This is a genomic window from Methanocaldococcus sp. FS406-22 (assembly GCF_000025525.1).
Classification (GTDB): domain Archaea; phylum AGJL01; class Methanococci; order Methanococcales; family Methanocaldococcaceae; genus Methanocaldococcus.
Genome location: NC_013887.1, coordinates 1,637,829 through 1,649,931 on the forward strand (window position 1 = coordinate 1,637,829; position 12,103 = coordinate 1,649,931).

The following is a 12,103-nucleotide window of genomic DNA, read 5'->3' on the forward strand; positions in this document are numbered from 1 at the left end:
TTCTAAATGTTTAATTTTCTCCTCACATTTTTCACAACTTTGCTATATAACGCTATATTATACTTACTTCCCAACTTCCCATAGTGCCATCTTGTTTTCCATGGATTTTTTAGTAAGTTGGATTTTGCTTTTATTAACTCTTCAGTTTTTATTTTTAATAAATTTAAGAACTCCTTTGGTGACAAATCATCTGGTTTTTCTATATTTAACTCGCTAAATTTTGTGTATGCATTTCCAACTTCCCATATAAAATGGGCGTCACTTCCAAAAGCCATTGCAAAATCATATTTTTCAGCATATTCTAAAGCTTTTAAGTTTGGTTCTATACTTCTACATCTACTATTAAAAACTTCAACAATATGGACGTATTTTAAAAACTCCCTCTCTTCTAACACATTAAATTTTGCCAAACTCCTTCTCCTACTCATGTCAAAAGGATGTGGAAGGTAAATTAAAGCCCCCTGCTCTCTAACTCTATCTAACGCTTCATACAAATCTAAATTTGCTGGGATTTCTTCAGTTAGGAATAAACCAATAAACTCTCCGCTATTTGTTGCTATCTCCTCTCCAGGTATTGCAAAATCTAACTTAGTTAGTTTATTGTGGTCACAAATAGCTGGGATAATATTTCTCTTTATACACAATTTTTCTAAAAGACCTCTTGGATTTAAAGAGCACTTACTCACTATAGAATGCATATGCAAATCTACTTTCATTGATGTCCCCAATGTATTTTATAATAAAGTTTTTAATAATAATAACTCAACATGACTTATAAAAATTTAATCATGACTTAAAACTAAATTATAGCTATTATTTAATAATCAAAAAACTCAAAACCGGCAACTGTAAATAAAAATACTGACGTTAAGAGATATCTCTCTTCCTGAGCAACCCAAAATAAGGGCATAATTAAAAATACTACTGCAAGGGTTAGGATATAATATTTAAATGAACTGTTTTTAATGATTTTTTCTCTTTTAATGATAAAAAGTGTTAATAATACAGTTATTGGGAAAGCAATGTCCATTAAAAATTTGGGTAGATAAAATATAACATTTTTAATAAAAATATCTAATGAAATTCCTCCTTTTGTAGAAATCTCACCAACATAGCCATATATTTCTCCTCCACTTATAAAAAGCAAAGTAAGATACAACACAATCGATAACATTAAATATAATAATGACTGCTTATTTTTTTGATAAAAAGCATATATTAAAGGAATAGCTAAAGAATGAACTCTAACCAAAGCTGAAATTGAAGTCAATAGAGATAATATAATGATTTCTAAATTTTTGCCTTTGAAATTTTTTAAAATATGCAAGATTATCATTAAAAATGTTAAAAATGTTAATTCAGTGGAAAACATTAAAATATATTTTTTGAATAATGGAATTCCTAAGAGTATTAACATCACAATCAATCCTAAAAACTTCCTTTTGAAATAAAGAAATATAAATCCAACCATGATAAAGAACATATAGATTTGATAAAACACAATGCTTTCCAAAGATGGTTTAAAAATATGAAACCAAACATATAAACAATAAGAAAGACCACAAAAGCTTCTTCCAGAGATTATCGTTTCATAATGTCCTAAATATAGGAGAGATAATGCCCCATCCAAATAAACAAATAGTGCATCCCAAACAATACCAAAGTCATACTTATGCCAAAAAATCCATAATGCAGAGATAATTAACGCAACTATATAATAAGGGCTTCTAATATAATAGTAAAATATTGCAGAAGTAATCAACAAAATTATAAAGAATAAGAGTAAATCATTAAATTCGTAAGTTATATGTTTTGCAAATAGTCTCCCAATAGTGCTAGGCAAATTCTCATCACTGCCAGTTATATAGAGAGTGTTATTATAATAAATAACTGCTGGACAAAAAGAGACAATATATGGCAGTTTAATATTCCAATTATCCCTCATTTGTGGATTGTTATTAATATTTCCAACATAAATGACTGTTTTATTTCCATGATGGTCTTTTTTTAAAGAATAATATATAAATTTAGACCATTTTTTTGATATTGGGCTATTTCCTTCAATTATTATCCAGTTTCTTTTTTCAATTATTGTTTTTAATATTAACTCCTTTGATGGGTAGAATATTAAATTTCCACTACAATTAATATTATAGAAATTGGATAACACCAAATAGGCGGTTTCAACCCTATCCTTTCCAGCAAATCTTTTATAATTTCCAATATTAAAACATTCAGGAACTGAATATTTTCCACCAATAATGATTATTTCTGTTGCGTTCAGATTTTTTAATTCATTAACATATTTTTCATCTGTTGAACCCCAAGGAATTATAAATGGTGTTGCATTCAAATGTTCAGAAAGTTGATAAACTAGTGTTTTATCTTGGTCAGAGCCAACAACAACAGTTTGTGCAGAAGAATGGTTTATTATTAATGTAAGGATAATGAAAAATAATATTAAGGGTTTTTTCATTTTACCACTCTTTGCTTAAATAATCATTTTTAATTAGTTCTTTTATTTTATCTAAGGCCTTCTCTTCACCATACATATAGCTATATACTTCATAAATATCCAATAAAGCCGCTAATGGTTTAATTTCATCTAAAGAATTATATTGACTAACTATTTTTTCTTCTTCTTTCGCTTTTTCTTTTAATCCTAATATATAGTAAATAAACATAATCTTCGCATAGGTAGCTTTTGAGTATTTATACTTATATTCGTCTTTTAAATAGCCGTTATCTCCTTCATAATCAATAATATACTCAGCTGATTTATTTATTGCTTCTAAAACCCTTGTGTCATTAGATAGTTTGTAATAGGCTCCTAAGCTATAAGCTACTTGAATAGTGTCAGATATTGACCTTCCCCATTTTCCATCTTGTTTTTGCTCTTTTAAAACGTAATTGATGTAATCGTTAAGCTGACTCCTATTTATTAAATTTAACTCATAGAGGTAAGGAATTAAAGAAGCTACTTCAACTACGTCTTCTTCTTTATTGGTTGTTATGTTATAATCTATCTCTGAAACTTCCTTTTTTATATAGGATATAGCTTTATTCTTATTTTTGAAATTCATGTTTATTATCGGCTCAAGAACTCTTACAGTTGTTAATACGTCTTCTTTTGGAGGAATTCCAGTTACATAAGCACCATCCTTCATCTCTTTATATGCCAACCATTTTAGTAAATAATCCCTTCTCTCTTTAAATCTTGAATCATTTGTTTTCTTGTAATACATATCATAAATCTTACAAATCTTTGCATTTAATACGAAGTCTGCTTTGTATCCTTCATCAAAGTCAGCGTAGTTATACCCTGTCCAGAATTTTTCAAGGTAATTTACTAGAGGGTCGTTATATCTTATTTCACCTTTATTTTTTGGCTCTAAGGTTGCATTTGGGATATATTTATAGATTTCAGAATTTCCATTAGCAAATAGTAATTTAAAGTGAGTGTCATAAGCGACATACTCCGAAAGTCCATGCTTTATTATTCCATAGTTTCTTATTGTCTTATCTAAATAGACATATGAGACATTGTACTTCTTTAGTAAATAATAAGTTCTCTCCTTATCGACTTCTCCAAACATTGCAACCAAGTCAGAATATGCCATCATTACATCTCTCAAACTTGGTGGTTTTCCCATAAAGCCTTGATAAACCTTCATCCAAGTTAATATATCCCTTCTATGAGTGTTTCCTATGAGTAGATATCCTGTAGTCCACCAAGTTAGAAATACTGAATTTTCAGGAGTATTTTTCTTAATCCAATCAAATGCTTCTTTATCTTTTACTGTTGGTGGCTTTATGAATAGATACGCTCCAGATACACCTTGAGTAGTAGAAACCAAGATAAAAATCGACAATAGTATTGCATATATTTTCTTTTTATTTATTTTAAATTTAAGTTTTAGGTTATTTAAGCTCAGTTTTATTTTTTCTACCCATCCTGGGAGATTCATATAGATATATTCAGAGGCCATTATTGATAATGGAAAGGTTGCATAAGGGTCTCTAAATCTAAATGAAAAACTACCTATTGTCAAAAATGCCAAAGCCCATAGTGCAATACCTTTTTTTAGGTTATCTCCTCTTAAATACATATTAAGTGCTAAAAATCCAAATATTAGTTGAACAACTCCTATCCATTTAAAGTATCCTAATAAACTAACTTCAGATTTAGGGATTCTACTTATTGCGTTAGATATCATTCCACCATCTACAAAGAATAATGCCACTATTCCAAATAAGAAAACCCCCATCAAAATTAACATATACTTCGTATATCTTCTTGTGTATTCATACAAATAAGGGAGTGACATAAAGAATCCTGCCAATACAAACATTACCCATCCTCTATGGGTTACCATATAGATTGGTAGTAAAATTATTAGTAATCCCAAATACTTCCAATTCTTTGATTTTAAAAACCTTGTAAATGTAAACATAGATAGGGTAAATAACAACAATCCTAAATTTTCAGGAATGTAGAGAGAACTTCTATATATAAAATTTGGAGCAAATGCAAAGAATAGTGTTGAAAGTAAGGCCACTTTTTCATTACTTACAACTTCCTTTGCAAAGTAATAATAAACCAATACTGTTAAAGTCCCAATAATTGCAGGTAAAATAAAAAAGACATAATCACTTGGAAATAGCTTATAACATAAAGCTCCAATAATATGAAACATTGGTGGATAGCTATAAGCTTTCAATCCAAGTAGGGAATATATATCTTTTGATATTACACCAAACCCCTCATTAACTATCCTCAGCGTTATATCTCTATGTAAATACTCATCATAAGTAGCTAGGATTAGATTTCTGTGGGGGATTAATCTAACTATGAATGAAATTATTAATAGTAGAATGAGAAATATTTTTTCAGATTTTGAGCTCATTTTATCACCTTAAAAGTTATTTATTAAGTGATAGCAATGGAAGCAATAAAATTAATAAAGAAGTTGGATGTATTTCATCCAATTGTTATTATTATTATTGGACATTTGGCAATTTTTATTCTGTCTCTACCATATTTACATAATTTTAAATTATCTTTGTTATTAAAAATAATCGCAATTACTTTATTATATATCTCTGCATACTCACTTCCATTTGTATTTAATTTTAACTTCAAAGATTGTAAAATGTTGAGTTATTTAGCATTATTTTTATCATCATCTCTTGCATTATTTGGGGCTTTTAAGGTAACTGGCTCTCTAATTTTTGCAGTAATTTATTGGTTATTTATCATAGCTGTTGTAGAGGTTTTTATCAGATATTATAATAAAAAGGTATTTACAGACTTTTTGTTTGTTGTTGGTATTTTATCATTTATTTTGATTCTGTTGAAATATGGAGCGATACCTATATTAGATTATGATGTGAGAATGAAAATTAATTCAGAGCCGTTGAGATTAATAGCTACAGGAGCTTTAATTTATGCAAGCATTGAGAATAAAATTTATTTTATAGTGGCGTTTATACTGCTAATCTTACTTGGATATAAAGCGGGCGTATTAATGCTATTTATTGCATACTTTGTTTATAGGAGGAGATCTTTAAAACATCTTATATTTTATTATATCGGATTACTAATTTTCTTAGGGATTATGGGAAAAATTATTCTGCTGTCATCCAATCAAAACTGGAATTTAAATCCAATAGAACTTTTATGTTATAGGGCTTATTTTGATTTGTATGTTCTTAGCAAGATTATTGAAAGCAATATATTGACCCTTGGGAAAATTACCCTAACTCCTAATGGAGAGCACCTTATAGGCGAGCTACTTTTTAGGTATCCTCATAATATTACAACAACTTTATTTGGAACGATATATCTTGATTTTGGGATTTTTGGAATCTTGTTTGCTATACTATTGGGAGCTGTATCAAAATTTATATATGAGGGTGATAAAAAGCTCTATGCAATATATGCCTCTTTATTGTTAGCTTATTGTGATATAGGCATAAACTACGGATTTTTAATAGTTTTATCTTTATTATTTTATATAAATGCAAAGTTAAAAACACTTAAAGAGGGATAAACATGAAGTTTATAATAAAAACTCAAAAAGGTTTTGAAAACATTGTTGTAAATAATCTAAAAGAAATTATTGATAATTTTAATTATATCGTTTCTCCTGATGGTTATCAAGGGATTGTTATAGTTGAAAGCGATGAAGATATAGAAGATAAAATCTTGGAGATTCCTGAAGTTGAGAGGGTTTTAAAAGTTTATTTTGAGACAGAGACGGATTTTGATAAAATAGTTAATTTAGCTGAGAAGATTAAAGATTATATAAAAGAAGATGAAACTTTTGCTGTTGAAACTAAAAAAAGAGGAAAACATGATTTTAGCTCAACAGATATAAACATTGTGTTGGGAGCTAAGATTAAAGATTTAACAAATGCTTCAGTTGATTTAAACAATCCAGATAAGGTTGTTCATGTTGAGGTATTTAAGAATAAAACTTATGTATCAATAACTTCTGGAGAAAAATTCAAAAAATACACTAAAGAGAAGAGAAATGCAAGGGAGTTATTTAAAAAAGTTGTCATTGTGCAAATGCCATATTTAGGGGAGAAAATTGTCTGTAAAAGGTTTGGAGAGGCAATTGGAAGAGCAGCTCAGGGATTTGAAGTTAAAGAGCTGATTATAGCACCAAAAGAAAAAGTTGATGCCTATGAGTTGATGGAGTTTATTAAAGGGGTTAAAATTGGGCAACATTCAAGATATGAGATTCAAAAGAGGGCATATCCATTCGAGATTAAGTTAGTTCCAGTGACTGTTCAAGATTTATATCAGGTTGTTAGAGATAAGAGAAGAGATAATAGGTTGCTAATAATTACCGACCCAAAAGGAGATGAGTTATCAAAAATTAAGGATAAGTTAGCTTATGACTTAAGAAAAAAGAGAGAAATTATTGTATTTTGTGGTTCAAGGGAAGGTATTCCAAGGGGATTGTTTAGATTTGCAGATTATATAGTAGATTTAGCTCCTCATATGACCTTTGCTACTGAACATGCCATTCCTGCTGCTTTAATTGCACTATGGGGAGTTTATAGCCAATCTTCAAATCATGAAGATTTGAATAATGAATAGATATAGAAGCCCTTTGGGCTTCTATAAATACCTTTAAATGACATAAACATTTGAAAATTGACTAATAGTGGAGAAGACTCAGAAAATAGCTCTGAAGAAGAAAAAACAGAACTTAACTCAAATGATGAAGAGCTTTAATCTTTAAATTTTATTTTGATAGTTTGCACTGCACCCACTATGGGGTGCAGTAAATATATACACCCTACCTACTTTGAGGTAGGGTTTAAAAAACAGTGATTAACTATCTTCATTTATCAATTTTTTATCTTATTTAAAATTTTTGGTTATAGCTCATAAAAATTTTTAATTGGACACTTCAGAATTATTTAAAACTTAATTTCATTCAATCCTAAAACATCAAATGTATTGTAGATGCCTTCTTTTTTGTCAGCAATAAATCTTATAGCCAAGATAACTCCATTTACAAATGCTTGTCTACTACTTGCTCTGTGAGTTAGCTCAATCCTCTCTCCATCTCCAGCAAAGATGACTGTATGGTCTCCTACAACATCTCCTCCTCTTAGTGCATGTATCCCTATTTCTTCTTTCTTTCTCTCCCCAGTCATTCCATGCCTTCCATAAACAAAAACGCTCTCAATGCCTCTATTTGCCTTTATAATTTCAGCCGCTCTTAAGGCAGTTCCAGAAGGAGCATCTTTTTTATGTCTGTGGTGCATCTCTATAATTTCAATGTCATAATCTCCCAATTTCTTTGCCAAAAACTCTAAAGTTTTAAAGAATATATTAACCCCAATTGCAAAGTTTTGAGATATTACAGCAGCAACTTTATTTTCTTTTATCGCTTTTTCAATCTCTGCTTTTTGCTCTTCAGTGAAACCAGTAGTCCCAATAATTAGCTTAACTCCATTTTTAGCAGCTATTTTAACATTCTCAACACATGCATGGGCTATGGTAAAATCAACCAATACATCTGGTTTTGTTTCTTTCAAAACTTTATCTAACTCATCTGCAGTTGATAATGGAACGCCAATTTTTCCAATGCCTATTAATTCTCCAACATCCTCTCCCTTTTTTGGATGATTTGGAACTTCAAAGGCACAAACAACTTTCATATCATCTTGCTGGCAGATAGTTTTAATTATATTGCTTCCCATTCTTCCCAAAGCTCCAGTAACTGCCACTTTAATCATATCATCACCATAAAATTTTCTTAGATACTTTTTTTATTGCTTAATCATTTATAAATAGTTGATGTATATAAATGCTGTAGGCAAATTATTATAATCTACAAACAGCATTATAAATGGGATGGTTATGTTTGTGAATAGAAAGGAGGAGCTTGAATTTCTTAATAGAAAATGGAAAGAGGACAAAGCCAACCTAATAATCATCTATGGAAGGAGGAGAGTTGGAAAAACAATGCTTATAAAAAAATTCCTTGAGAATAAAAAAGGCATTTGTGTCTTGCTAACCAATGACTCCATGAATGAAAATCTAAATGAGCTTAAAAAAGCATTTTCAAATTTAACTGGAAAGGAGTATTTTAAAAATTTAGATGTTGGTTTAGTGGAGCTTTTTAGATATTTAAGGGATGAGATTAAAGATGATAAGGTTGTTATAGCACTTGATGAATTTCAATACCTAATGCAATTAAATAAGGGAATTTTAAGCATCTTTCAAAAGATTTGGGATGAGATTTTGGCAGATACAAAAGTTTTTTTAATAATTTGTGGTTCAAGTATTGGAATGATGGAGAGTATCTTAGAGTATAAAAGCCCTCTTTATGGAAGAAGGACTGGGCAGTGGAAATTAAACCCTTTTAATATTAGAGGAGTTAGGGAGATGTTTCTAAGGAAAAATTTTGAGGAGTTGGTTAAAATCTATGCTACATTTGGGGGAACTCCTTTTTATTTAGCTCAAGTTGATGAAAGTTTGAGTGTTGAAGAGAATATAAAACAAAAAATCCTTAGAAAGGGAGAATTACTGTATGAAGAGCCAGAGTTCTTGTTAAGGGAGGAACTTAGAGAGCCAAGGGTCTATAAGCTGATTTTGAAGTATATAGCCCTTGGCTATAACACCTTAGGAAAGCTTGCTGATGTTACTGGATTGGATAGGGGGAATCTGTCAAAGTATATTGAAACTCTGGAACGTCTTGACATTTTGGGCTATTGCCTCCCATATAAAAAGAGGAAGAGAGGGATTTATTACATCAAAGACAATTTTATAAACTTCTGGTTTAGGTTTGTCTATCCAAACATGGGAGATTTGGAAATTGGCAATGTAGATGATGTTTATAACAAAATCTTGGACTCTCTAAATGAATATTATGGAAAAATGTTTGAAAATCTTGTATTTGAGATGCTTAAACTTAAAATTATTGATTTTGGACAGAAAGAAGTAGCTAAGTGGTGGCATAAGGGGGAAGAGATTGATGTTTTAGCTTATAATGATGAGAAGATGATAGCCTTTGAAGTAAAATGGAAGGATTTGAGTTTTAAGGAGGCAAAAGGAATTTTGAAGGATTTAGAGAGAAAACTCAAAATGGTTGATTTTGATGGAGAAAAAGAGTGCTATGTTATAGCAAAGAGTATTGAACGGAAAGAAGAACTAAAAGCCCTTGATTTAAAAGATTTAGAGAGATTTATTTGTTAATTTAAGCATCTTTTATGCTCCTCAATATCAAACTCAACTTCGTAATATTTGTTTTATCGATATTTAATTCTCACTTAGGCATCTTTTATGCTCTACTACATCAAAATCGATTTCATAATATTTATAAATTTCATCTGCAAGGTTTTCAGCAAATTCTTTAGCTTTATCTTTGCTTTCAAACCCTAAAACCCAAATTCCCCACATCGTCTCCCAGTTAGAAGATAGCTTACAACTCTCTTTTATAGGATTTTTTCCATTAAATTTGTGGATAACTATTTTTTTGTTCTTCCAATCGATATATAGGGCATAGTTCTCTCCTTCTATTTTAACATTTTCAATATTCTCTCCATAAGCTTTATTTTTAACATTTCTCTCTAAGTAAGTTTTAATAAATTTATTTAATGGCAGTCTTGAGATTTTAACCCTAACATTTTTAAAAATCTCTTCTAAAGTTTCTTCAATCTCCTCTTCTTCAATCCAGTTTAGGGTTGTTGGGGTTAGAATGGTTATATATCTATCTCCATCAATTTCTACATCTAAGATTTTTAAGTATTCATCAGAAATGCCAAACTGCCTTAATATCTTTATTAATTCTTCCATAATCATTCCTCTAACATTATATATAGCTTTAAGAGTTTTTCAATAATCTCAAGCTTCTCAATGATGATTGCTATAAGTTGGTTGTGTCTATAGCTATAAAGCTCTTGCCTTAATATATGCAAATAATGGAAAAACTTTAGCTTTAAATAGCTCTCTTTAAACTCCTCCCAATGTTCTTCATAGTGCTTTCCATGCTCTATCCTTGGAGATAATATATAGTCAGATGCATGCCTATAAAGCTTTAAATCCATTAAGAAGTTTCTAATCTTTTTGCTAAAATGGGCATATCTCTCCTTATTGTGCCAATCCTCAATGTTTTCTCTAATATAGAATTCAAATGCATTTAATAAATATAGCATCCCATAATAAAATCTCGACACAAAAGTCCTTAAATCAAATTCTTTTAATGCGTTAATACAACTGTCTAAAAAATGAATGCACTCTTTTAAATAAGTGTTATTTAGGTTATGCATTCTTCCCATCACCCAAGACATAAACTTTAAAGCCCTCTTCCTCCCACAAATCTCTCTTTAATATATTTTTAGTGTCAAGGATTAATTTATTGTTTACCTTTGAGGCAATCTTCTTTATATCCTCTTTATCAAAATTTCTGTATTCATCATGTTCAGCTAATACCACAATAATATCCGCCCCATTAATAGCTTCCTCTAAACTATTTAAAGGATAAATAAAGTCTCTTGCATATTTATCATAGCATTTAACTTCAAAACCTTCATCTATTAATTTACTAACAACCTTTTCAGCAGGACTCTCTCTTGTGTCATCAACATTTCCTTTATAAGTTACCCCAAATATAGCTATTTTTCCATTATCTTTTTTAATTATTTTTTTAATCTTCTCAACAACAAACAACGGCATGGAGTCGTTTAACTCTCTTGCAGTTCTTATAAGTTTGGCATTTTTTGATTTTTCAACAATAAACCATGGGTCTATGCTTATACAATGCCCTCCTACTCCAGGCCCTGGTTTTAGAATATTTACTCTCGGGTGCTTATTAGCTAACTCTATAGCCTCCCAGACGTTGATGCCAATCTCCTCTGCAATCTTTGCAAACTCATTAGCTAGGGCAATATTAACATCCCTATATGTGTTTTCCATTAACTTAACCATCTCTGCAGTTTTTGCATCAGTTAAATAAATCTTTCCAGTAACAAAGGTTTCATAAATCTCCTTAGCCATTTCAGCAGATTTTTCGTCAACTCCACCTATAACTCTGTCGTTCTCAACAAGCTCCTTCAATATATTTCCAGGCAGAACCCTCTCTGGACAGTGAGCTAAATAAATTTTTTTATCCTTTGAGAGTTTTTTGTAAATCTCATCTGTTGTTCCGGGAGGAATTGTGCTTTCTATAATAATTAAATTTCCATCTTCAAGACAGGGCTTTATGCTTTCAATAGCTTTATTTAGGTAATTTAAGTCACATTTCTTTTCTCCGTTGCATTCAATACAAGGAGTAGGAACGCAGATAATAAAAACATCCGCCTTTTCTGGCTTTGTTTGCACTTTTAAGTTTCCAGAATTTATGGCCCCTTTAACTAATGTCATTAAATCTTTTTCTGTTGTTTTAAAGCTTAGCTCTTTAATTTCCTTAACCCGTTTCTCGTTAATATCTACCCCAATAACATTAAATCCATGTATTGCTAACATTGAGGCAGTTGGTAATCCAATATATCCTAAACCAATTACACATATCTTCTTCCCATTACCATTTTTCTTTGCCATCCTATCCCAATTTAGTGTTTTAAGATTCTTTATAGC

The 12,103-nt window shown here is 30.2% G+C and carries 10 protein-coding genes; 3 read left to right on the forward strand and 7 right to left on the reverse strand.

Features of this window, described 5'->3' with window-relative positions; genetic code table 11:
• Window positions 1-2 precede the first annotated feature (2 nt).
• From MFS40622_RS08465 to MFS40622_RS08475, 3 genes are all read right to left on the reverse strand, one after another.
• Entirely contained in the window at window positions 3-716 is a 714-nt protein-coding gene (locus MFS40622_RS08465) for a PHP domain-containing protein (RefSeq protein WP_012981259.1), read from the reverse strand.
• A gap of 101 nt (window positions 717-817) precedes the next feature.
• Window positions 818-2,476 carry a hypothetical protein gene (locus tag MFS40622_RS08470; protein WP_012981260.1) on the reverse strand — a complete coding sequence of 553 codons (1,659 nt, stop codon included), beginning with the start codon at window positions 2,474-2,476 and terminating at the stop codon, window positions 818-820.
• Between the two features lies 1 nt (window position 2,477).
• Window positions 2,478-4,907, reverse strand: coding sequence for a glycosyltransferase family 39 protein (locus MFS40622_RS08475; RefSeq protein ID WP_012981261.1), 2,430 nt, complete (start codon window positions 4,905-4,907; stop codon window positions 2,478-2,480).
• A gap of 36 nt (window positions 4,908-4,943) precedes the next feature.
• On the opposite strand from MFS40622_RS08475, the gene MFS40622_RS08480 reads away from it, so the two are divergent.
• Both MFS40622_RS08480 and MFS40622_RS08485 read left to right on the forward strand, forming a co-directional pair.
• Window positions 4,944-6,053, forward strand: a complete 1,110-nt coding sequence (locus MFS40622_RS08480; RefSeq protein WP_012981262.1) for a hypothetical protein — start codon at window positions 4,944-4,946, stop codon at window positions 6,051-6,053.
• A 2-nt stretch (window positions 6,054-6,055) separates the two neighbouring features.
• Entirely contained in the window at window positions 6,056-7,111 is a 1,056-nt protein-coding gene (locus MFS40622_RS08485; RefSeq protein ID WP_012981263.1) for an SPOUT family RNA methylase, read from the forward strand.
• A 326-nt stretch (window positions 7,112-7,437) separates the two neighbouring features.
• Here MFS40622_RS08485 and dapB read toward each other — a convergent pair whose 3' ends face one another.
• Window positions 7,438-8,262: a 4-hydroxy-tetrahydrodipicolinate reductase gene (gene dapB, locus MFS40622_RS08490; RefSeq protein WP_012981264.1), complete on the reverse strand. Its 825-nt coding sequence runs from the start codon at window positions 8,260-8,262 to the stop codon at window positions 7,438-7,440.
• A gap of 124 nt (window positions 8,263-8,386) precedes the next feature.
• Between dapB and MFS40622_RS08495 the strand changes: the two genes are divergently transcribed.
• Window positions 8,387-9,724, forward strand: coding sequence for an ATP-binding protein (locus MFS40622_RS08495; RefSeq protein ID WP_012981265.1), 1,338 nt, complete (start codon window positions 8,387-8,389; stop codon window positions 9,722-9,724).
• 63 nt (window positions 9,725-9,787) lie between these two features.
• On the opposite strand, the gene MFS40622_RS08500 is transcribed toward MFS40622_RS08495, so the two are convergent.
• Genes MFS40622_RS08500 through MFS40622_RS08510 form a run of 3 tightly spaced genes read right to left on the reverse strand, consistent with a single transcriptional unit; the run spans window position 9,788 to window position 12,100 of the window.
• On the reverse strand, window positions 9,788-10,324 hold the full coding sequence (locus MFS40622_RS08500) for a hypothetical protein (RefSeq protein ID WP_012981266.1): 537 nt from the start codon (window positions 10,322-10,324) through the stop codon (window positions 9,788-9,790).
• Between the two features lie 2 nt (window positions 10,325-10,326).
• Window positions 10,327-10,797 carry a hypothetical protein gene (locus tag MFS40622_RS08505; protein ID WP_048197523.1) on the reverse strand — a complete coding sequence of 157 codons (471 nt, stop codon included), beginning with the start codon at window positions 10,795-10,797 and terminating at the stop codon, window positions 10,327-10,329.
• Window positions 10,790-12,100, reverse strand: coding sequence for a nucleotide sugar dehydrogenase (locus MFS40622_RS08510; RefSeq protein WP_255348624.1), 1,311 nt, complete (start codon window positions 12,098-12,100; stop codon window positions 10,790-10,792). The genes MFS40622_RS08505 and MFS40622_RS08510 overlap by 8 nt, the downstream gene beginning before the upstream one ends.
• Window positions 12,101-12,103 lie beyond the last annotated feature (3 nt).

Bases quoted from the DNA above. Each gene is read 5' to 3' on its own strand.
- MFS40622_RS08480 (WP_012981262.1), top strand. From the start codon at position 4,944: ATGGAAGCAATAAAATTAATAAAGAAGTTGGATGTATTTCATCCAATT.
- MFS40622_RS08500 (WP_012981266.1), bottom strand. From the start codon at position 10,324: ATGGAAGAATTAATAAAGATATTAAGGCAGTTTGGCATTTCTGATGAA.
- MFS40622_RS08475 (WP_012981261.1), bottom strand. From the start codon at position 4,907: ATGAGCTCAAAATCTGAAAAAATATTTCTCATTCTACTATTAATAATT.
- dapB (WP_012981264.1), bottom strand. From the start codon at position 8,262: ATGATTAAAGTGGCAGTTACTGGAGCTTTGGGAAGAATGGGAAGCAAT.
- MFS40622_RS08485 (WP_012981263.1), top strand. From the start codon at position 6,056: ATGAAGTTTATAATAAAAACTCAAAAAGGTTTTGAAAACATTGTTGTA.
- MFS40622_RS08505 (WP_048197523.1), bottom strand. From the start codon at position 10,797: ATGCATAACCTAAATAACACTTATTTAAAAGAGTGCATTCATTTTTTA.
- MFS40622_RS08470 (WP_012981260.1), bottom strand. From the start codon at position 2,476: ATGAAAAAACCCTTAATATTATTTTTCATTATCCTTACATTAATAATA.
- MFS40622_RS08495 (WP_012981265.1), top strand. From the start codon at position 8,387: ATGTTTGTGAATAGAAAGGAGGAGCTTGAATTTCTTAATAGAAAATGG.
- MFS40622_RS08465 (WP_012981259.1), bottom strand. From the start codon at position 716: ATGAAAGTAGATTTGCATATGCATTCTATAGTGAGTAAGTGCTCTTTA.